Genomic DNA, 21,505 nt, shown 5'->3' with positions numbered 1-21,505 from the left:
GCGGCGCGATTGCGCGCGACCCCCCGATGCCCTATTGCAAAGCCGCGCATGCTCGGGCCATCCTCGGGCGGCACGAAAGACAAGAAAAGGCCGATGCGGGAATGCTCGCATCGCCGGTTTGGGGGATTTCCATGGATAAACTACCGATGACACGCGCCGGATACGACGCGCTGAATGCCGAGCTGAAGCAGCTGAAATCGGTTGAGCGTCCGGCAATCATCCGCGCCATCGCGGAGGCGCGCGAGCATGGCGATCTGTCGGAAAACGCCGAATACCACTCCGCCCGCGAAAAGCAGAGCTTCATCGAGGGCCGCATCAAGGAGCTGGAGGGCGCGCTGGGCCTGTCGGAGGTGATCGACCCCAAAAAGCTGTCGGGTCCGATCAAGTTCGGCGCGACCGTCACGCTGGTCGACGAGGATACGGACGAGGAAAAGACCTGGCAGATCGTGGGCGAGCATGAGGCCAATATCGAAAAGGGTCTTCTCAACATCAAATCGCCCATTGCCCGTGCTCTGATTGGCAAGGATGAGGGCGACAGCGTCGAGGTGCGCACGCCTGGCGGCGACCGTGCCTATGAAGTGCTGAAGATCCAGTATATCTGAAAAGGCGCAGCGCATGCCCCCCTCCAGCCACGCCTCGCGGCCCGGACAGACGCCGAAACCGGCGCAGGACCGCACGCCAAGGCCGTCGCCCGCCCCCGCACAGGGCCTGTCGGGGCCGGAGAGGGCGGCGCTGGTGCTGTCCGCAGCATGGCTGGTTCTGACGGCGGTGGTCTTTGCCGTCTTCGGGATGGCGGGGACCGACGGCGCGCTGGGCTTTCTGGTAATTGCGCTGGTCATTTTCCTGCCGGTCGCGATGATCTGGGTCGCCGCGACCGCGGCGCGCACCGCACGCGTCATGCGAGAGGAGAGCGCGCGCCTTCACGCCGCAATCGACGCCATCCGGCAGGCCTATATCACCCAGAGCCAAACGCTCGCGGCGCCCGCGAACAGTCAGGTCAGCGTCGCGCGCAAGCTGGACGAGATCGCGGCGGCGCAGCGCAAGACCGAGACCGCGCTGGCCACATTTTCGTCGATCCGGCCCATGGCCAATCCTGCGCCCGTGCGCCGCGCCCCGGCGCCAGCGCCTGCCGCGCCCTCCGATGAGGCGCAGACCGCGCTGCCCCTCGGCACGCAGGCCGAAGATATGCGGCCCCCGCTGGAGCGCAGCGACTTTATCCGCGCGCTGAACTTCCCCGAGACGGCCGAGGATAAAGAAGGTTTTGCCGCTCTGCGCCGCGCGCTGAAGGACCGCCCCACGGCGCAGCTGATCCAGGCGGCGCAGGACGTGCTGACGCTGCTCAGCCAGGACGGCATCTATATGGATGATCTGCGTCCCGATATGGCTCGCCCGGAAACGTGGCGCAACTTCGCGGGCGGCGCGCGGGGTCGCGCGATTGCCGCGCTGGGCGGGATCCGCGACCGCTCGTCGTTGGCGCTGGCGGCGGCGCGGATGAAGAACGATCCGATCTTTCGCGACGCCGCGCACCATTTCCTGCGGCGCTTCGATCAGATGTTTTCGAGCTTTGCGGATGATGCGACGGACAGCGACATCTCGGATCTGTCGGACACGCGCACGGCGCGGGCCTTCATGCTGCTTGGCCGGGTGGCGGGCACGTTCGATTAGAGCGCGGCGCCCTATGGCTGGCCGCGGACTTGAGTATTTTCAGAACAATGAAAGCCTAGACCTGCCGCGCTTGCATGCGCGAGGTGCGGCGCGTGATCGCGATGCGGCGCAGGAAGGCGGCGATGAAGATGGCCGTCAGGATCAGCACGATCGTCGCGGCGGGGGCTGAATCGAGGAAGAAGCTGGCGTAAGTGCCGCCCACCATCGACGCCGCGCAGACCAGCACCGAGGTGATCAGCATCGCGCCGAAACTGCGCACCAGCAGGAACGCGATGGCGCCCGGCGTGACGAGGAGGGCAACCGCGAGGATCAGGCCCACCGAGCTAAGCGTGGCCACGATGCAAAGCGAGAGCGCGGTGAGCAGGCCGTAATGCAACAGGCCGGTGCGCAGCCCCGATGCCTTGGCCTGCGCGGGATCGAAGGCATGAAGCAGAAGGTCGCGCCATTTGAGAGCCAGCAGCCCGGTGACGACGAGGGCGATGAGGCCCGAGGTCCACAGGTCGCGCGCGCCGACGCCCAGCATGTTGCCGAAGAGGATGTGGTCAAGATGCTCGTTCGTGCTGATCGAGGTGTACATCACGATCCCGAGGCCGAACATGCCCGAGAAGACGACGCCCATCACCGTGTCCTCCTTGACCCGGCTGTTATAGGACAGATAGCCCGTCGCCAGCGCGCAGGCCATGCCCGCGGCAAAGGCGCCCGTGATCAGCGGCAGGCCCAGCATCCACGCCAGAACGATGCCCGGCAGCGTCGCGTGGCTGACCGCGTCGCCCATCAGCGCCCAGCCCTTTAGCACCATGAAGCACGATAGCAGTGCCGTCGGCGGCGCCACCAGCAGCGCGATCCAGAAGGCGTTCTGCATGAAGGGAAACTGGAAGGGCAGGAGGAGCTGCTCGATCATGATCGCGCCTCGCTTGTCGCAAGCATTGCCTTGCGACGGGCGGCCAGCATGCCATGCTTGGGCGCGAGGTAGAAGGCGATGAGGAAAATCACCGTTTGCAGTACCACGATGATGCCGCCCGTCGCGCCGTCGAGGAAGTAGCTGATATAGGCCCCCGCAAAACTGGTGAGCGTGCCGATGAGGACCGAGACGATAATGAGGCGCGGAAAGCGGTCGCAGAGCAGATAGGCCGTGGCGCCGGGCGTGACCACCAACGCGATCACCAGAAACGCGCCGACGGTGATCATCGCCGCGACAACGGCGGCCGAGAGCAGCATGAAAAAGACGGCCTTCAGCAATTCCGGGCGCAGGCCGATGGTGCGCGCATGGTTCTCTTCAAAGAAGACGACCATGAGGTCTTTCCACTTGGCGAGGAGGACCGCCAGCGCGACAAAGCCGATGATGGCGAGTTGCAGCGTATCCTCGGGCGTGATGGCCAGGATGTTGCCCATGATGATCGTCTGGATGCTGACCGACATGGGCGAGAGCGACACCATGAAAAGGCCGAGGCCAAAGAAGGAGGTAAAGATGATACCGATGATCACGTCAATTTTCAGGCCCGAGCGCCCCGACAGCAGCAGCATCGCCCCCGCCGCCAGTCCGCCCGCCAAGAACGCACCCAATGCAAAAGGTAGACCCAGCATGTAGGCGCCCGCGACGCCCGGCACGACCGAATGGCTGAGCGCGTCGCCGATCAGGGACCAGCCCTTGAGCATGAGATAGCACGAAAGAAACGCGCAAACGCCGCCCGTCAGCGCCGACACCCACATGGCGTTGAACATATAGCTGTAGCCAAAGGGCTCTAGCAGGACACTGATCATTCGGCGTTCTCCGGCTTGGCCGCTTTCGGCTTTTTCCGGCGCTCGCCATAGTGGACGAAAGGGCGTTCGTCATCGGTGATGATGCGCAATTCGCGCGGGTCATCATCGTCGTGCAGGTCTTGGCCGCCCAGCGTGAAGTGGCGCAGGACGCCGCCGAATGCCTCTTCCAGTGTGTCGCGGGTAAAGACCTCTTCGGTCGGCCCGTAGGCCAGCACGGTGCCTTTGACGAGAACCGTACGATCGCAGAATTCCGGCACCGACCCCAGATTATGGGTCGAAACCAACATCACCCGGCCCTCGTCGCGCAGTTCGCGCAGGAGGGCGATGATCTGCTCCTCGGTCTTGACGTCGACGCCGGTGAATGGCTCGTCCAGCAGGATGACCTGGCCGTCCTGCGCAAGGCTGCGGGCGAGAAAGACGCGCTTGCGTTGGCCGCCCGACAGCTCGCCGATCTGGCGGTGGCGATACTCGGCCATGCCAACGCGGGCCAGCGCCTGATCCACGGCGGCGCGGTCGGCGGCGCGGGGGCGGCGCAAAAAACCCATATGGCCGTAGCGCCCCATCATCACCACATCCTCGACCAGCACGGGGAAGGCCCAGTCGACCTCTTCGGATTGCGGCACATAAGCCACGAGGTTTTGCGCCAGCGCCTCCTTCACCGACTTGCCCAGCAGGCGAATCTCGCCGCTGGCGGCGGGGACGAAGCCCATGATGGCCTTGAAAAGCGTGGATTTCCCGGCGCCGTTGACGCCGACAAGTGCGGTGATCGTGCCGCGCGGGATCTGGAATGTCGCATCCCGCAGCGCAGTGTGTCCGTTGCGATAGGTGACTGTGACGCCGGTGGCGGTGATGCCGTCCATAGCCTCGGTTTCCGGCGTGGTGCTTGGCTGGGGCGTCATAGACTTCCTTGGCGTTTCAATGTTGGCGTCTCACCGTTCGAGCGCATTTGCGATTGTCTCGGCGTCGACGCGCAGAAGGTCGATATATGTCGGCACGGGGCCATCGGGACCGCTTAGACTGTCGACGTAGAGCACACCTCCATATAGCGCGCCTGTCTCTCGTGCCACCTGCTTGGCCGGGTCGGTATTGACGGTGCTTTCGCAAAAAACGACGGGGATGCCTTGGTCGCGTACACCGTCGATGACGCGGCGCACCTGCTGGGGCGTGCCAACCTGATCGGCGTTCATCGGCCAGAGATAAAGCTCCTTCAGCCCGAAATCACGGGCGAGATAGCTGAATGCGCCCTCGCAGGTCACCAGCCAGCGGCCCTCTTCGGGGATGGCCTGAATACGCTCGCGCAGAGGGGCGACGGCGCCGCGGATGCGGGATTTGTAGTCTTCGGCGTTGGTGGCATAGGTCTCGGCATTGGCTGGATCATGCTCTGCCAAGGCGGCGGCGATATTGTCGACATAGACCATCGCATTGTCGAGACCCATCCATGCGTGCGGATTGGCCTTGCCTTCGTAACTGCCGGACGAGATCGAAATGGGGTCTATCCCGTCACTCAGCGTTGCAGAGGGGATATCGCCAAGATTGGCGAGGAACTGCTCGAACCAAAGCTCGAGATTGAGACCGTTGTAGAGGATCAGATCTGCATCCGAGGCGCGCACGATATCCTGCGGAGTGGGCTGATAGCCGTGAATTTCCGCGCCCGGTTTGGTGATCGAGACGATCTCGGCGGCATCCCCCGCAACATTGGCGGCCATGTCCTGAAGGATGGTGAAAGTCGTGACGACTTTCAGCGGATCGTCGTCCGCAGCGGCGGGCGAGAAATGAAATGCAGCCGTCAGCAACAGAGCGGCGCGCAGGGATGTCGTGAGTTTCGAAGTCATGGCGTCCTCATCGTTAAATACGGGGTAGTGTAAATGCGACGCACTCGCAAGATGCAAGTAAAATGATAATCATTCGCAAAAGTGACTGCTGCGATTGCAGGAAGTGACCGGATGCCTGTGTCAGGCCGTCGCGCGCGCCTGCATTGTGATTGTATTATTGGACAAACGGCGCACCCGAAGCGCAAGACCCGTCGGTTCGGATATTGCCTCGACGCGCACAGGCTCGCCGCAGATCAATGGCGCGGTTCCGCGATAGTCGAAGCGCGCGGGCGCATGACCCATCACTGTGGAGGCAAGGTTCTGCATCCAGATTGCCTGCATGGGGCCATGCACGACAAGGCCGTCATATCCCTCGACCGCGCGCGCGTAGGGCGCATCGTAATGGATGCGGTGGCCATTGAAGGTGAGGGCCGAGTAGCGAAAAAGGAGCGTCGGCGTTGTGGTAACATCCCATGCGGTGGCCTCGGGCCAGGGATCGGCTTCGGGCAGGATGGGTGCGGGGGCGCCGGGGGCGGGATCCTCGCGATAGACGATATCCTGCCGCTCGTCGATCCGTGTCTCGCCTTCGGTCTTATAGAGGTGGCGCACGGTGACGAAGCCCAGTTGCCCGCTCCGCCCCGTCTTGAAGGTCACATCCTCGATGGTCGAGACGCGCGTGACCACGTCGCCCTCGGCCAGCGGAGCGTGCCGCATGATCCGGCCACCCGCCCACATCCGGCGGGGCAGGGGCAGGTCCGGCAGGTAGAGGCCCGTGCGCGGATGACCGTCACGGCCTAAGAGGTCCGGCGCGCAGATATCGGGCGCGAGACAGAATTCGACGCCGGGCGGCACATCGAGCGGTGCCAGCACGCCATCGAGCGTGGCGCGAAACTCGGCCAAGAGGCGCGGCGCCACCGGGTCCGTGCGCGTTGTGCTGCGGCCGATCCAGTCGGAAAAGTCGCTCATGCTTCGGCCTCCACCAGATCCCCAAGGGCACGGGCGCTCATCCTGTCCATTGGTGCCAGCGCATCGCACAAAGCCGTCCCCTCCTCGCCCAGCAATGCGGCGGCCTTGTCCCGCAAGCTCTGCATCAGAACGTTTAGCGGGATTGGCGCGGCCAGATCATGTTCAAAGCCAAGCGTGCCGCCATCGGCCAGTGTGATCTCGCCCGCGGCGTGCATGTCGGTCAGCGCGCTGTCGCCGGTCACGGTCACCGCCTTTGCAAACGCGGCCAGTTCCGGATCGGCGGCCAGTGCGTCGGTATAGGTTCGGTCGCTTCCGGTCGCATCGCCGCGCAGGGCCATCCCGGCCAGCCAGGCGTAGCTGAACTTCACCTCCAGTCCGGTACGGGGCGCCTTGATGTCGCAAACGCTCAGCCAGCGGGGGTTTGTGCGTAAGGAGACGGCGCGCACATCCTCCAGCTTGTAGCCTTTGAGTGCCTCGATCATTGCGTGTGTGCCGTGGCAGCAGGCGTGCAGCTTGTACTTCATGTCATCGATCAGCCATGCGCCATCCGGCGCCAAAATCTCGCCCGGCGCATCGCTGTGGGTGGCCAGATAACCGTTCGGCCCGAAAAGCCCGTCATCGGGCGCCGCCATGCCCAGTGCCGCAAGCTGCGCGCATTCCACGCCGGCAGAGGCCGCGACGCCGGCATTATAAGGCTTGCCCATCGTGCCGAACTGGCAGCGCAGACCGGCCGCGCGGCTGGCGCAAAGGCCGATGGCGGCGCGCATTTGTGCGCGGTCCAGCCCCATGAGGCGCCCGGCAGCGACGGTCGCGCCAAAGGCGCCAGCGGTCGCCGTCTGGTGAAACCCACGCTCGTAATGCGCGCGGCCAAGGGCCAGCCCGACGCGGATCGCCGCTTCGCCTCCGACGGCGAAAGCGGCGCAGACCGCCTTGGTGCTGGCATCCACCGTCTCGCCGATGGCGAGGGCGGCGGGATAAATCCCGACCGACAGATGCCCGACATGGGCGAAATGCGTGTCATCGTAATCGAGCGCATGGCTGACCGTGCCATTGACCAGCGCCGCCATCCGCGCGGGTGCGCGGCCCCCGCCGAACATCGCGGCCTGAGCTGCGCCACCTTCCGCAATTGCCAGGTTGCGCAGGATGCCGGCCACAGGCTCGGGCACGCCTGCGCGGCCGCACATCATCCAGTCCATCAGCGACAGGCGTGCGATGCCCATGCTGGTCTCGGGGATGTCCCCGTCCGGCAGCGCGGCCAGGTCCAGAAGCGTGTCCAGCCCGCTCATGCGCCGTAGGACTTGGGCAGGCCCAGCACACGCTCGGCAATGAAGCACAGGATGAGGTTGGTCGAGATGGGCGCCACCTGATAAAGCCGCGCCTCGCGGAACTTGCGCTCCACATCGTATTCCTCGGCAAAGCCGAAGCCGCCATGGGTCTGCAGGCACGCCTCGGCGGCCTCCCAGCTGGCATCGGCGGCCAGCATCTTGGCCGTGTTTGCCTCGACGCCCGGATTCTCGCCCGCGTCATACATCGCGGCGGCGCGGTATACGATGGCCTCGGCGGCCATCATATGCGCATGGGCGCGGGCCAGCGGGAATTGCACGCCTTGATTGGCGCCGATGGGCTTGCCGAAAACCACCCGCTCGCGCGCGTAGTCTGAGGCCTTTTCGAGGAACCACTTGGCATCGCCGATACACTCGGCGGCGATCAGGATGCGCTCGGAATTCATGCCCGAGAGGATATAGCGAAAGCCTTGGCCCTCCTCGCCGACGAGGCTGGAGGCGGGAATTCGCGCGTTTTCAAAGAAGATCTCGGTCGTCGCGTGATTGATCATCGTGCGGATGGGCCGGATCTCGACGCCATTGCCGCGCAATTCACGCAGGTCGATCAGGAAGACCGAAAGCCCGTCGGTTTTCTTCTCGCACTGATCGCGCGGGGTGGTGCGCGCCAGCAGGACCATCAGATCGGAATGCTCGGCCCGCGAGATCCATATCTTCTGACCGTTGACGACATAATCGTCGCCGTCTCGCTTGGCGGTGGTTTTAAGTCCCAACGTGTCGGTGCCGCTGGTCGGTTCGGTCACGCCAAAGGCCTGGAGGCGGATGCTGCCATCCGCGATGCCGGGCAGATACATCTGCTTTTGTGCGTCGCTGCCGTGTCGCAGCACGGTGCCCATCGTGTACATCTGGGCATGGCAGGCGGCGGCATTCCCGCCGCTGCGATGGATCTCCTCCAAGATCACCGCGCCCGCTGTCAGGCTGAGGCCGAGGCCGCCATATTCCTCGGGGATCATCGCGCCCAGATAGCCGCCCTTCATAAGCGCTTCGACAAAATCGGTGGGGTAGGCGCGGCGCGCATCCAGATCGCGCCAGTAGCTGCCGGGGAATTCGGCGCAGACGGCAGCGACGCCTTCGCGGATGTCGCGATAGTCAGCTGTGGGGTGGAACGATGTCATGATGGCCCTCGCAATGCTGGATAGCGCAATATGTGCAACAACGGAGCCGGATCGGCCAATAGGGATGCGATCTGGCGGCTATCGGCGCTGCCTATGCCTCCAGTTCGCCTTCCCAAATGCCGCGCTGCACCAGGTCGCGTGCGACGTCCAGGGTCACTTGCGCGATGGCCTGACAGGCACGGCTGCTTTTGCGGGCGGGGTTGCTGGCCAAGTAGACCGGGCGGACCATGTCGGGCTCGCGAATGGGCGCCTTGACCAGATCACCGCGCGCCACGAAATCATGTGCGGCGGCGGGGGCAAAGATGGCATAGCCCGAGCCGCGCGCCACCAGCTCCTTGATCTGGGTCATCGCGTCCATCTCGATCGTGACGTTCAGCTGCACGCCGCGTGGCTGCGCGTAATCCTCGATCGTCTTGCGTAGGCCATGCGACGGGCTGGGCAGGATCAGCTCCAGCTTTTGCAGATCGCGCAGGCGCACGGGCGTTCCGGGGGGCGTGTCCAGCGGCCAGGCATCAGGCGCCGAGAAGAAGAAGAGGCGCTCGTTCAGCACATGGATTGTGCGGAAGTGATCGGCCTTGGCGAGGTCATAGATAAAGCCGATATCGACGGTGCCGTCGTCGATCCATGTCTTGATATAGCCGCTCATCGCTTCGATGGCCTGCAGGCGCAGATCGGGAAATTCGACGCGCACCGTTTCGGCCAGCGGGACCGCCATGACCATCGACACCGAAGGCGGCATGCCAAAGCCGACCTTGCCGCGCAAGGCGCCGCCCGCCTCGCGCATCTCGTCGAGGCAATTCTCGAACGCGGCACATACAGTGCGGGCGTGTTTCAGGAAAAGTGTGCCGTCATCCGTGAGGACCGTACCGCGCGGGCTGCGCTCGACCAGGCGCACGCCCAGCTCTTCCTCCATGCGCACGACGTTCTGTGACAGCGACGGCTGCGCCACGCCCAGCGTGCTGGCTGCGACCGAGAGCGAGGGCGACTCGGCGATGGCGATGAAGTAGCGAAGCTGGCGGATGTCCATAGGTGGGCCTTTGCACTTTAAACGGGTAGCTAAAGGCGCCGCCTATAGGTTTGTCAAGGTCGCGGGCGCGGCGCCGTTTAGTCGAAATCGACAATCTGGCGGATCGCGCTGCCATCATTCAGCCGGTCCATCGCCACGTTGATCTCGTCCAGGCGCACCCGGTGGCTAAGCATTTTTTCGACCGGCAGCTTGCCCTGTTCGTACAGCGAGAACATGCGCGGCAGATCGCGCTGCGGCACGCAGGATCCGATGTAGCTGCCTTTCAGCGTGCGCTCTTCGGCCACCAGTTTCAGCGCGGGCAAGGCCATGCGCTGATCCGGGTGAGGCAGGCCCGCCGTCACGGTCAGACCGCCGCGGCGGGTGATCTCGTAGGCTGTCTCAAGCGCCTTGACGGATCCGGCCAGTTCCACCGCGCAATCGACGCCGCCATTGGTGAGGTCGCGCACGGCCTGAATGGTATTCTCGTCCGCCTTGATGCAATCGGTCGCGCCCATGGTGCGTGCGGCTTCCATCTTGGACTCGAAAGGGTCGATCGCGATAACACGCCCCGCGCCCGCTGCCGCCGCGCCGAGAACCGCCGAGAGGCCCACACCGCCCAGGCCGATCACGGCCACTGTCTGGCCCGGAAGGATGCGCGCCGTGTTGAAAATGGCGCCTGCACCCGTCAGCATAGCGCAGGAAAACAAGGCAGATACATGCGCAGGCAGGTCATGCTCGACCTTGACCAGCGAGCGGCGGTCCATCACCGCATGGGTGGCGAAGGCCGATACGCCGACGTGGTGATTGATCGGCGCGCCGTCCATCGTCAGGCGCCGCGCGCCGGTCATCAACTCGCCCACGCCATGATGCTTGGCCGCGCGCTCGCAAAGGGCGGGACGCCCCTCGGCGCAGGGGGTGCACTGGCGGCAACCGGGGGCAAAGATGCACACGACATGATCGCCGGGCTTGAGATCATCGACGCCGTCACCCACCTCCTCGACATAGCCAGACGCCTCGTGCCCGAGTGCCATCGGCAAGGGCCGGGGGCGGGTACCGTTGATCACTGACAGGTCGGAATGGCAGACGCCCGCGGCGCCCATGCGGATCAGAACCTCTCCGCGGCCCGGCGGCGCCAGATCGACCTCGCGCACCTCCAGAGGCGCTTCCTTGGCGAAGTTTTCGGTGATGCCATCGCGCATCAGAACGGCTGCGGTGATTTTCATATCTTCGTCTCCCATTGTCACGGATCGGGTCGGCCCGGCTGCGCAAACGGCATGGCGCGCGGCGTCCGCTCTGCGGTGATCTTGCATTGGGGCATCCTATTGCGAAAGGTCCCGTAATGCCAAGAGTGATAGGCTCGCGCTATGGCGGCGCAAGGCATAAACTATTAGTCGGCGCCCGATGATCGTGCGTAAGGTATAGCTGTTCACACCTTTGGGAGGAGGATTGACCATGTCTGCCACTCGCAATGCAGCGCTGGCCGCGCTTTTGGCACTGACGGCCGGTGCCGCCGCCGCGCAGGACACCAAGCCTGAATGGGCCACGTCGCAATGGGGCCCTGATGACGAAATCGGCGCCGCAAACACCATGACGCCCGAACGGATCAAGTCCGCTGCCGGCCTTGTGACGGAAGGCAAGATGTACAGCCTCGGTATGATCGTGGGCAGCGATACGCCCGCTTTCCCGCCCCGCAGCCTGTCCGTGACGGTGCTGCAGCCCAACCAGACAGAAACCAGCGGTCTGGGCGAAAACGCGTTCACCTATAATGACGACATCTTCATGGGGTGGCTGGGCATCGGCCCGCAGATCGACGGGCTGGGTCATGCGGGCGTCGATCACATGTACTACAATGGTCATACCGTCGATGAATTCGCCGGTGCCGCCGGCCTCAGCAAGCTGGGCCTCGAAAAGCTGCCGGGCCTCGTCGGGCGCGGCGTGATGCTGGACATGGCCAAGCATTTCGGCACCGACATGGTCGAAGAGGGCACGCCCTACACCGAGGACGACATCAAGGCCGCCGCCGAGGCGCAAGGTGTCAGCATCGGCGAGGGTGACATCGTCCTCTTCAATTCGAACTGGATGAATCTGCTGGACGGTGACGCGCCCGATCCCGAGCGTTTCGGCGCGGCCGAGCCGGGGCTGGGCGTCAGCGGCGCGGAATACCTCGCCTCGCTTGGCGTGATGGCCGTTGGCGCCGATACCTGGGGCATGGAGGTCGTGCCCGCCGAAGAAGAGGGCCAGGCCTTCCGCGCGCACCAGATCCTGCAGCCCGAGCATGGCATCTACATCTTGGAGAATATGGACACGCGCGAATTGGCACAGGACGGCGTCCATGAATTCCTGTTCGTCCTGGGCCAGGCGCGCATAAAGGGCGCCGTTCAGATGATCATCAATCCGATCGCGATCCGCTAGAGACGCATCGAACCGCCGCGGCTGCCGTGGCGGCCACGACATCAAACCAAGGGGAGAGATTACCAATGAAAAAACTACTCATGTCCGCTGCCGCCTGCGCCGTGGTGCCGCTTGCGGCCTTCGCGCAGGACAAGCCCGAGACGCTGCAGGTTGGCGTCACCGCCTTCCTGACCGGTCCGGCCTCCGTCTTTGGCGTTCCGGCCAAGGACGCAGCCGAGATCATGGCCGAGGACATCAATGCCGCAGGCGGCATTCAGGGCGTGCCGCTCGAGCTGACCTTCATTGATGAGGGCGCGGGCACCGAGGTTCTGACCACCGAATATCGCCGCCTGGTCGAGAATGGCGCCGATGCGATGCTGGCCTCGATTTCTTCCGGCAACTGCAAGACGATCGCCCCGCTGGCTGAGGACCTCGAGGTCATCAACATCATGTGGGATTGCGGTACACAGAAGATCTTTGAAGAGGGCGAGTACAACTACGTTTTTCGTAGCCAGGCCCATGCCGGCACCGAAATGCTGGCCACGGTCGCCTACCTGCTGAAAACCAAGCCGGACTTCAGCACCATTGCCGTCGTGAACCAGGACTATGCCTGGGGTCGTGACAGCTGGGACATTTTCAGTGCCGCTCTCAAGGCGCTCAAGCCTGATGTCGAAGTGGTCGGCGAGTTCTTTCCCAAGTTCGGCTCGCCTGACTTCTCGACGGAAATCTCGCGCCTGCAAGCCCTACAGCCTGACGTCATCCTCAGCACGTCCTGGGGCGGCGATCTGGACACCTTCGTTCAGCAGGCGTCGCAGCGCGGCCTGACCAATACGTCGACCTTCGTCCTGCCCCTGGCCGAAAGCTCGCTCGAGCGTCTGGGCTCCAGCCTGCCATCCGGCCACATCGTGGGTGCGCGCGGTGATCACTATTGGAACCACCCCGAACGCCGCGATGACGAGGACTTCAAATCGTTCATGGCCAAATTCGAGGAAAAGACCGGCGCCAAGGCGATCTATCCCGTCTTCCACATGAGCCAGGGTCTGGCTGCACTTCAGGCCGCCTACGACAAGGCAGCCGATGCGAATGGTGGCAACTGGCCCAGCGAAGACCAGGTGATCGAAGCGATGGCCGGTCTGGAATTTCAGGGTCTGGGACGTCCCGTGACACTGCGCGAAGACCATCAGGGCATCGAGGCGCAGCTCTTGGGCATGTCGGTTCAGGGCGGCGAGCTTCCCTTTGCCACGCTGGAGAATATCATGATCTTCGACGGCGCCGAGCTGACGACACCCGTTGGAGAAGAATCGGTCGCATGGGTCGGCACGCTGGATCAGGCGTGGCTCGACGGTTTGTCCGTCGACAGCTACGAGAATTGATCCTTCGGGTCTGAGCATCGGGGCCTTCGCCAGTCGAAGGCCCCGTTTTCGCCCCCGGCGTCCGGCCGCATGCCACGCCAAAGGGTGGCTCCAAGGCCCATGAAGGCAAAGGATCGACCGGCCTGACAGGCTGAAGACTGCCGGTTCGATCCCGACTTGCCGCACACGCCCAGCACGCGGCTTACGCAAAATTTCCGCCGCCAGATTACAGAGTGGACCCCCATGAACCTGACCCTGTTCCTGCTAGCCCTCTTCGACGGTATCGCCTACGCGGCGCTCGTCTTTATCGTCGCCGTCGGGCTGACGCTCATTTTTGGCGTCATGCGCATCCTCAACGTGGCGCATGGATCGCTCTATGCGGTGGGGGCCTATCTGACGGCCTCGCTGACGACATTCATCGTCTCGGCGGGATTGCCGCCGATCTTTGCCTTCCCCTGTATGCTGGTCTCGGCCATCCTGATTGGCGCAGTACTGGGCGGGCCATTGGAATGGCTGCTGTTGCGGCGGATCTATCACAAGCCCGAGGTCCTGCAGCTGCTGGTCACGTTTGCGATTTTCATGATCCTTGAGGACGTACAGCGCCTGATCTGGGGCACGCAGCCGATCTTTCAGTCGACCGCGCTGCAGCTGATGGGCAACGTTCGTGTGTTTTCAGTTAATTACACCGTCTATCAGCTGATCTTGCTGCCTTTGGTCGCTGTCGGATTGCTGGTCGGACTACGGTTTTTCCTGCGCAAGACGGTTGCGGGCAAGCTGATCCTGGCCACGACCGAAGACCGCGAGGCGGCGCAGGCCATCGGCATCGACGCCGACAAGGTGTTCCTTCTGACCTTCATCGTAGGCGCGGGCCTTGCGGGGCTTGGCGGCGCGCTGGCCTCGCCGACCACGTCGATCCTTCCGGGAATCGGCGCGGATATGATCGTGCTTAGCTTTGCGGTCGTCGCCACTGCGGGCCTCGGCCAGATCGAGGGCGCGGCGCTGACCGCGCTGCTGATCGGGCTTGGCCGCTCTTTCGCGGTCTATGTCTGGCCCGAGACGCAGGTTCTGGTGCCTTATCTCATTATGGTTGCCGTGCTTCTGGTCCGTCCCGAGGGACTGTTTGGCAGCCCCGCGGCGCGCAAGATCTGAGGGGGCGAGCATAGCATGTCGATCCGTACACTCATCCCCATTATCCTGCTGATCCTGCTGGCGATCGTGCCCTTCGGCGCGCCCGGCCTGCAGGTTCTGCTCACCCTCGCTCTGGCCAAGGGCATCGCGGTCATGGGTATCACCGTCCTTTTGCGCAGCGGGCAGGTCTCGTTCGGCCACGCGCTCTATTTTGCGATCGCGGCCTATGGCGGCGCGTTCACCCTCATGCTGATGCCGGGAGCGGACCTGATCGTGGTGTTCCTCTTGGGCATCATCGCGGCGGTGCTGTCGGGCCTGATCGTGGGCCTTTTCGTGGCGCGCTACCGCTTCATTTTCTTCGCGATGCTCAACCTCGCCTTCTCGATGATTTTCTGGTCGATCCTCGAGAAATTCTATCACTACACCGGTGGCGCCGACGGCATGCGCCTGCCACGCCCCACGGTTTTCTGGATCGAGATGGAGCGCGGACCCTACGAGCTTTTCATGTTCTATCTCGCGCTTGCGCTAGCGCTGGGGCTGGGCTGGTTCTCGATGCGCTGGCTGGAATCGCCCACCGGGCAGCTGTTCCGCACAATCAAGACGAACGAAACGCGCCTGCAATACCTGGGCATGTCGCCGCAGCGGGTGATGCTGACGGGCTACGTCCTCTCGGCGCTTCTGTGCGGGGTGGGCGGCATCATAATGGGTCTGGTGCAGGGCGTCGTGACGCCGGAATACGCATTCTGGGTCCGCTCGGGCGAAATGGTGTTCATCGCCGTTCTGGGCGGCGCAGGATCAGTGCCCGGCGCGTTGGTGGGCGCCGCGATCTACGAGATCGTGCGCACCTATGCCTCGGCCTATGCCGCGGATGTGTGGCAGCTGGTGCTGGGCACCTTCCTGCTGATCATCATCCTTTTCGCACCGGGCGGTATCGCCGGCATCTACAATAGCGTGATGGACCGCATCGCCGGCAAGAAGGAGGAGGGCGAATGACCCATCTGCTGGAAACGAAGGGGCTCGAGATCCGCTTTGGCGGGGTCGTGGCCGCCGACAACATCAATCTTCAGATCGATGCGGGCAAGAACTTGGCCATCATCGGCCCGAATGGCGCGGGCAAGACGACCTTCCTGAATATCTGCACCGGCTGGCTGAAACCGGCCAAGGGCAAGGTTTATTTCGAGGGGCGCGACGTCACGCCCCTCTCCCCGCGCGAGATCACCCGGCAGGGCGTTGCGCGCGCTTTCCAGATCCCCCAGCTTTTCACCGAGCATACGGCGCTGGAGAACCTGCTGATCGCCGTGGCCGCGCGCGACCGTCTGCGCAACCCGATCCGCGCGCTCAAGGATCGCAGCCAGCGGGCCGAGATGATGCATCTGCTGGACATGATCAATTGCACTGACGTCGCCCACCGCCAGGTGGACGAGCTGTCCGAGGGCCAGCGCAAGCTGATCGACATCGCCGTGGCGCTGGCGCTCAAGCCCAAGCTGCTCTTGATGGACGAGCCGACATCGGGCGTTGCCAGCTCCGAGAAGTTCGGGGTGATGGAGATTCTGGTCAAAGCGCTGGCCGAGGCCGAAGTCACTGCCGTCTTTGTCGAACATGACATGGGCATCGTCGAGAAATACGCCGACGAGGTTGCCGTGTGGAACATGGGCAAGATCGAGATGCGCGGCACGCCGGAGGAGGTGCTGGCGCATCCCGACGTCATCCGCGAAGTGATCGGGGAGGTCGCCTGATGCTGAGCTTTCACAATGCCAACGCATCCATCGGGAATATCCCCATTTTGCGCGGTCTGGATTTCACTATTCCTGCATCCAGCACCGCCGCGCTGATAGGGCGCAATGGCGCGGGCAAGACAACCCTGCTGCGCTCGGTCATGGGGTTTACCAATGTCACGGGCGAGATCCGCTTTGACGGGCAGGACATCAGCGAGATGACCCCGGCCAAGCGCCCAGCGCTTGGCATCGGCTACGCGCCCGAGGATCGGCGCCTATTCTCGGCCTTCACGGTCGAGGAGAATATCCTGCTGCCGGCACAAGTGGCCAAGCTGGACGCCGCCACCACCAAACAGCGTCTCGACCGGGTCTATCATATCCTGCCAGAACTGAAGGAGATGGCGGGCCGCCCGGCCGGCAATGTCTCGGGCGGGCAGGGCAAGATGGTGGCGCTGGGCCGGGCGCTGATGCTGGGCACCAAGCTGATCATGCTGGACGAGCCGTTTCAGGGCCTCGCCCCCGCGCTGGCCAAACGCTACGCCGATGCACTGCGCGATCTGCGCGACACGGACCAGAACGTGACGCTTATCATTACTGAATCGAACCCATCGCTTTTGCGCGGTTTTGCCAGCGATACCTTCGTGATCGAGCGGGGCGCCGTCGCGATAGGGTCACTCGACGATAAGAAGGAAGACGCATGATGGTCACCAATACAATACTGCCGAAACCGCTTAATCTGATTGGCGGTAAATGGGTGCCTGCCGCCTCCGGCGATGAAATGGACGTGCGCTCGCCTCTCGATGGCGAGGTGTTCACCACCATCGCCGCGGCCCAGCCCGAGGATGTGGACGCAGCCGTTCAGGCCGCGCGCGAGGCGTATCATACCGGCGCCTGGGGCCAGCTCACTGCCGCCGAGCGGGGGCGCCTGATGCAGAAGATGAGCCTTGCGATCCTCGAGGAGGCCGAGGCGCTGGCGCAGCTCGAGACGCGTGACAACGGCAAGCCGCTGAAGCAGTCGCGCGCCGACATGGCCGCCTGCGCGCGCTATTTCGAATTCTATGGCGGCGGTGCCGACAAGGTGCATGGCGAGATCATCCCCTTCATGGATGGCTATAATGTGCAGGTCCAGCGCGAACCTTTTGGCGTCATCGCTTGCATTATCCCGTGGAATTACCCGTCGCAGATGTTCGGCCGTGCGCTGGGGCCTGCGCTGGCAATGGGCAACGCGACCGTTCTGAAGCCCGCTGAGGATGCGTGCCTGACCTGTCTACGACTTGCCGAAATCGCGGGCGAAGTCGGCTTTCCGGACGGTGCCATCAACGTGGTCACGGGTCGCGGCGATGTGGCGGGCAAGGCCCTGAGTGAGCATCCGGGCGTCGATTTCATTGCCTTCACCGGCTCGCCCGAGGTGGGCCAGATGATCCAGATCGCGGCGGCGAAAAACTACATCACCTGCACGCTGGAGCTGGGTGGGAAATCCCCGCAGATCGTCTTTGACGATGCCGATATCGACGCGGCACTGCCGTTCCTCGTGGGCGGCATCATCGCCAATGCGGGCCAGACCTGCTCGGCGGGGTCTCGCATCCTGATCCAGGAAGGCGTCTATGACCGTGTGGTCGCAGGGCTGAAAGAGCGGTTCGAGGCATTGGAGGCGTCGGACCTCGCCGAGGAGGCAGCCCTCGGCCCAGTGATTTCCGCAAAACAGAAAAAGCGCGTCGAGGCCTATATAGAGGGCGCAGATGCGCCGCTGATCGCGCGCGGCAAGGTACGGCAGGGCGCGCCCGAGGGCGGCTATTTTGTGGCGCCGGCACTCTTCGGTCCCGTCGATCCGCAGTCGAAAATCGGCCAGGAAGAGGTGTTCGGCCCGGTCCTGTGCGCCATGACGTTCAAGGATGAGGCGGACGCGATCCGCATCGCGAACGACACCGAATACGGCCTGATGGCTTCGGTCTGGACGCGGGACGGCAACCGTCAACAGCGCGTGGCGAAAAAGCTGCGTGGCGGCCAGGTCTATATCAACGGCTTCGGCGCGGGCGGCGGGATCGAGCTGCCCTTCGGCGGGGTGCGTAAATCCGGCCATGGCCGCGAAAAGGGCTTTGCCGCGCTGCTGGAATTTTCGCAAATCAAGACGATCATACACAAGCACGATTGAGGGCAGTATCATGAGATTGCAGGGAAAAACGGCACTGGTGACGGGCGCGGCGTCGGGCTTTGGCAAGGGAATTGCCGAACTTTTCGTCGCGGAGGGCGCGCGCGTTGCCATCGTCGATCTGAACGAGACCGGCGCGACCGAAGTCGCAGCCAGTCTGGGTGACAAGGCCATCGCCATCGGGTGCGATGTTTCCGACGGCGCGCAGGTCGCGCAGGCCGTGGAAAAGACCAAAGAGGCGTTCGGCGGGCTGGATATCGTCGTCAACAACGCGGGCTGGACCAACAAGAACAGCCCCTTGATGGAGACGGATGAGGCGACGTTCCGCAAGATCTATGACGTTAACGTGCTGTCGATCTTTCACATGACCAAGGCCTGCGTGCCGCTGTGGCGCGATCAGGGTGGCGGCGTGATGATCAATATCGGATCGGTCGCCGGCATTCGGCCGCGCCCCGGCCTGACATGGTACAACTCGTCCAAGGGCGCGGTGAACCTGATGACCAAATCGCTGGCGGTCGAATTGGCGCCGGACAGGATCCGCGTGAATTGCGTGGCACCGGTGATGGGGGCGACCGGCCTTCTCGAGCAGTTCATGGGGATGGAGGACACGCCCGAGAACCGCAAGAAATTCATCGCAACCGTGCCGATGGGCCGCTTGTCAGAGGCGCGCGATATCGCCAATGCAACGCTTTATCTCGCCTCGGACGACGCCGATTTCATCACTGGCGTGGTTCTGGAAGTGGATGGCGGCCGCACGATCTGAGACGACTGCCTCGAAGTGAATTTCAGGCCCGTGCCCATTGGCGCGGGCCTGTCTCGTGGATGGAATTCCCGCGCGTGTCCACGGCCACGGTCACCGGCATGTCCTCGACCGTGAATTCGCGGATCGCCTCCATGCCGAGGTCGTCATAGGCCACCACGCGGGCCGCCTTGATCGCCTGGCTTACCAGATAGGCCGCGCCGCCCACGGCGATCATGTAAACCGCGCCATGCCGCCGGATCGCCTCGATCGCCTCCGCCCCGCGCTCGGCCTTGCCGATCATGATCTTGAGGCCGGTCGCGGCCAGCACCTCCTCGGTAAACTTGTCCATCCGTGTCGAGGTGGTCGGCCCGGCGGGTCCGATGATTTCGCCCGGCACGGCATCGACCGGGCCAACATAATAAAGCGCGCGGCCTTTCAGATCGACGGGCAGGGTGCCGCCCGCGCGCAAGGTCTCGACCATGCGCTTGTGCGCGGCGTCGCGGCCCGTATAAAGCGTGCCCGATAAGAGCAGCGTCTCACCCGGCTGCAGCGCCGCCAGCGTCTCATCCGTGAGATCATCCAGCGAAAAGCGCCGCCCAATAGGCCCCTGACCCTCGATTTCGGGCCAAAGCGACAGATCGGGCGGCGTGAACTCCGCCGGTCCGGCCCCGGTCAGCACGAAATCCACATGGCGTGTTGCCGCGCAATTCGGCACCAGTGCGACGGGCATCGAGGCGGCATGGGTGGGAAAGGTCTCGATCTTGACGTCGAGCGCGGTCGTGATCCCGCCCAGCCCCTGCGCCCCGATCCCGAGCGCGTTGACGCGGTCGAGGATCTCCAGCCGCATTTCCTCGACCTTGTTTCGCGCGCCTCTGCTGCGCAGATCGGTGATGTCTATGGGTTGGTTGAGCGCGGATTTGGCCATCGCCATCGCCTTGTCCACGCTGCCGCCCACGCCGATGCCCAGCATGCCGGGCGGACACCAGCCTGCACCCATCTGCGCCACACGCTCGACCACCCAATCGGCCACGGATGCCGACGGATTCAGCACCGCGAATTGCGTCTTGTTCTCGGAACCGCCGCCCTTGGCCGAGACGGTGACATGCACCGCCTTGCCAGCGACCATCTGCGTCTGGATCATCGCGGGTGTATTGTCGCCGCTGTTCTTGCGAGCATCGAGCGGATCGACCACGACCGACGCGCGCAACGGATTCGTGTCGAGCTTCCACGCCTGCCGCACCGCATCATCCACCATATCTTGCACGGGGCGCGTCCAATCGGTCCGCGCCTCGACGCCAATATCGATAAAGACATTGACGGTGCCGGTATCCTGGCAGATCGGGCGATGCCCGAGGGCACACATTCGCGAGTTGATCAGGATCTGCGCGATGGCGGCCTTGGCCGAGGCACTTTGCTCGCGCGCGTAGGCATCGGCCATGGCGGAAATGAAATCGGGCGGGTGATAGTAAGAGATGTATTGAAGCGCGTCCGCGATGCTGGCGATCAGGTCGGCCTCAAGGATGCGTTTCATAAGGTGGCCTCGCTGCGGGCGATGATCTGCCGGGCGCGGGCGATCACCGGCGCGTCGATCATGGCGCCGTTCATCAGCACTGCCGCGCCGCCCTTGGCTGCCTCGACCACGTTGCGCGCCCATGCCGCCTCGTCCGCCGAGGGGGCAAAGCCGCGCCGGGCGGGCGCGATCTGCGCGGGGTGGATGATCAGTTTGCCGGTCAGGCCCATCTCGGCGGCGTGGCGGCAGTCGTCTTCGATCAGCGCGTCGTCGCGCACAGCCGTCGTCACGCCGTCGATGGGCGCGGGCTGCCCGGCCAGCCGCGCAGCCAGCACCAGCGCGGCGCGCGCGGTGAGCAGGGACTGGCGCGTGTGACCCATCCCCAGATCGGCTGCGTAATCGATCGAGCCAAAGGCCAGCCGCGCCGAGGCGCCCGTGATCTCGGTCAGATTTGCGATGCCGCGCGCCGTCTCGATGAGCGCAATCACCGGCTTGCCGGTGGCTTGCACGACCTCGGCGCAGGCGTCCCCCGTTTCGGCCTTGGCCAGCATGACGGCGACCAGCGGCAATTCCTTGGCAGCGGCCAGGTCCGCCGCATGCTCGGGCGTTTCCGCCGTGTTGATCCTCAAGATCAGCGGCGCGTCGATCCCGGCCAGCGCCTTGGCCAGCCCGGCGCGCGCCGCCTCGCGTGCCTCGGGCGCAACCGCATCCTCCAGATCGATAATCACCGCATCGGCGCCGGCAGCCGCCGCCTTGGCAATGCGCTCGGGCCGGTCGGCTGGCACAAAGAGGGGAAGGGTCATCTCGTCTATCGGGCTGGTCATCGGGGGCGCTCCGTCAGGCTGGATAAGCGT

General features: G+C 64.1%; 21 protein-coding genes. 10 read left to right on the top strand and 11 right to left on the bottom strand.

Annotation, left to right across the window (positions count from 1 at the left end):
• The first annotated feature begins 131 nt into the window (after positions 1-131).
• Both greA and BW975_RS11710 read left to right on the top strand, forming a co-directional pair.
• The gene (gene greA / locus BW975_RS11715; protein ID WP_076534772.1) at positions 132-602 is read left to right on the top strand and encodes a transcription elongation factor GreA; all 471 of its coding nucleotides are present in this window, start codon (positions 132-134) and stop codon (positions 600-602) included.
• Positions 603-615: 13 nt separating this feature from the next.
• A complete protein-coding gene (locus BW975_RS11710; RefSeq protein WP_076534209.1) occupies positions 616-1,665 on the top strand; it encodes a hypothetical protein in 1,050 nt (349 codons plus the stop codon).
• 55 nt (positions 1,666-1,720) lie between these two features.
• Here BW975_RS11710 and BW975_RS11705 read toward each other — a convergent pair whose 3' ends face one another.
• The 9 genes from BW975_RS11705 to BW975_RS11665 form a co-directional block, all read right to left on the bottom strand.
• Positions 1,721-2,566, bottom strand: coding sequence for a metal ABC transporter permease (locus tag BW975_RS11705; protein ID WP_076534207.1), 846 nt, complete (start codon positions 2,564-2,566; stop codon positions 1,721-1,723).
• Positions 2,563-3,426 carry a metal ABC transporter permease gene (locus tag BW975_RS11700; RefSeq protein WP_076534205.1) on the bottom strand — a complete coding sequence of 288 codons (864 nt, stop codon included), beginning with the start codon at positions 3,424-3,426 and terminating at the stop codon, positions 2,563-2,565. Before BW975_RS11700 ends, BW975_RS11705 begins: the two co-directional genes overlap by 4 nt.
• Positions 3,423-4,325, bottom strand: coding sequence for a manganese/iron ABC transporter ATP-binding protein (locus tag BW975_RS11695; protein WP_076534203.1), 903 nt, complete (start codon positions 4,323-4,325; stop codon positions 3,423-3,425). Before BW975_RS11695 ends, BW975_RS11700 begins: the two co-directional genes overlap by 4 nt.
• Before the next feature lie 30 nt (positions 4,326-4,355).
• A complete protein-coding gene (locus BW975_RS11690) occupies positions 4,356-5,258 on the bottom strand; it encodes a metal ABC transporter substrate-binding protein (RefSeq protein WP_076534201.1) in 903 nt (300 codons plus the stop codon).
• 120 nt (positions 5,259-5,378) lie between these two features.
• Positions 5,379-6,203 carry an HTD2 family dehydratase gene (locus BW975_RS11685; protein ID WP_076534199.1) on the bottom strand — a complete coding sequence of 275 codons (825 nt, stop codon included), beginning with the start codon at positions 6,201-6,203 and terminating at the stop codon, positions 5,379-5,381.
• The gene (locus BW975_RS11680; protein WP_076534198.1) at positions 6,200-7,489 is read right to left on the bottom strand and encodes an MmgE/PrpD family protein; all 1,290 of its coding nucleotides are present in this window, start codon (positions 7,487-7,489) and stop codon (positions 6,200-6,202) included. The genes BW975_RS11685 and BW975_RS11680 overlap by 4 nt, the downstream gene beginning before the upstream one ends.
• Positions 7,486-8,658, bottom strand: a complete 1,173-nt coding sequence (locus tag BW975_RS11675) for an acyl-CoA dehydrogenase family protein (protein WP_076534196.1) — start codon at positions 8,656-8,658, stop codon at positions 7,486-7,488. Before BW975_RS11675 ends, BW975_RS11680 begins: the two co-directional genes overlap by 4 nt.
• Before the next feature lie 91 nt (positions 8,659-8,749).
• A complete protein-coding gene (locus BW975_RS11670) occupies positions 8,750-9,685 on the bottom strand; it encodes a LysR family transcriptional regulator (RefSeq protein WP_076534195.1) in 936 nt (311 codons plus the stop codon).
• A gap of 77 nt (positions 9,686-9,762) precedes the next feature.
• Positions 9,763-10,887 carry a zinc-dependent alcohol dehydrogenase family protein gene (locus BW975_RS11665; RefSeq protein ID WP_076534193.1) on the bottom strand — a complete coding sequence of 375 codons (1,125 nt, stop codon included), beginning with the start codon at positions 10,885-10,887 and terminating at the stop codon, positions 9,763-9,765.
• 229 nt (positions 10,888-11,116) lie between these two features.
• Between BW975_RS11665 and BW975_RS11660 the strand changes: the two genes are divergently transcribed.
• The 8 genes from BW975_RS11660 (at position 11,117) to BW975_RS11625 (ending at position 19,162) form a co-directional block, all read left to right on the top strand.
• Entirely contained in the window at positions 11,117-12,076 is a 960-nt protein-coding gene (locus BW975_RS11660; RefSeq protein ID WP_076534191.1) for a cyclase family protein, read from the top strand.
• Between the two features lie 65 nt (positions 12,077-12,141).
• Positions 12,142-13,428, top strand: a complete 1,287-nt coding sequence (locus tag BW975_RS11655) for an ABC transporter substrate-binding protein (RefSeq protein WP_076534189.1) — start codon at positions 12,142-12,144, stop codon at positions 13,426-13,428.
• A gap of 222 nt (positions 13,429-13,650) precedes the next feature.
• Positions 13,651-14,556: a branched-chain amino acid ABC transporter permease gene (locus tag BW975_RS11650; RefSeq protein ID WP_076534187.1), complete on the top strand. Its 906-nt coding sequence runs from the start codon at positions 13,651-13,653 to the stop codon at positions 14,554-14,556.
• A 15-nt stretch (positions 14,557-14,571) separates the two neighbouring features.
• Positions 14,572-15,528 (top strand): branched-chain amino acid ABC transporter permease, encoded by a 957-nt coding sequence (locus tag BW975_RS11645; RefSeq protein WP_076534185.1) that lies wholly within the window; start codon positions 14,572-14,574, stop codon positions 15,526-15,528.
• A complete protein-coding gene (locus BW975_RS11640) occupies positions 15,525-16,271 on the top strand; it encodes an ABC transporter ATP-binding protein (RefSeq protein ID WP_076534182.1) in 747 nt (248 codons plus the stop codon). Before BW975_RS11645 ends, BW975_RS11640 begins: the two co-directional genes overlap by 4 nt.
• The gene (locus BW975_RS11635; RefSeq protein ID WP_076534180.1) at positions 16,271-16,951 is read left to right on the top strand and encodes an ABC transporter ATP-binding protein; all 681 of its coding nucleotides are present in this window, start codon (positions 16,271-16,273) and stop codon (positions 16,949-16,951) included. Before BW975_RS11640 ends, BW975_RS11635 begins: the two co-directional genes overlap by 1 nt.
• Positions 16,948-18,402: an aldehyde dehydrogenase family protein gene (locus BW975_RS11630; protein ID WP_076534178.1), complete on the top strand. Its 1,455-nt coding sequence runs from the start codon at positions 16,948-16,950 to the stop codon at positions 18,400-18,402. The genes BW975_RS11635 and BW975_RS11630 overlap by 4 nt, the downstream gene beginning before the upstream one ends.
• Positions 18,403-18,412: 10 nt before the next feature.
• Positions 18,413-19,162, top strand: a complete 750-nt coding sequence (locus BW975_RS11625) for an SDR family oxidoreductase (RefSeq protein ID WP_076534176.1) — start codon at positions 18,413-18,415, stop codon at positions 19,160-19,162.
• A gap of 22 nt (positions 19,163-19,184) precedes the next feature.
• On the opposite strand, the gene BW975_RS11620 is transcribed toward BW975_RS11625, so the two are convergent.
• Positions 19,185-20,672, bottom strand: coding sequence for a fumarate hydratase (locus BW975_RS11620; protein ID WP_076534174.1), 1,488 nt, complete (start codon positions 20,670-20,672; stop codon positions 19,185-19,187).
• Positions 20,669-21,475, bottom strand: a complete 807-nt coding sequence (locus tag BW975_RS11615; protein ID WP_092746255.1) for an HpcH/HpaI aldolase/citrate lyase family protein — start codon at positions 21,473-21,475, stop codon at positions 20,669-20,671. Before BW975_RS11615 ends, BW975_RS11620 begins: the two co-directional genes overlap by 4 nt.
• Between the last annotated feature and the right edge of the window lie 30 nt (positions 21,476-21,505).

The organism is Roseovarius nanhaiticus, from assembly GCF_900156535.1.
Classification (GTDB): domain Bacteria; phylum Pseudomonadota; class Alphaproteobacteria; order Rhodobacterales; family Rhodobacteraceae; genus Roseovarius; species Roseovarius nanhaiticus.
The sequence above is the reverse complement of the archived record's forward strand: the minus strand, read 5'-3'. Positions and strand labels throughout refer to the sequence as shown.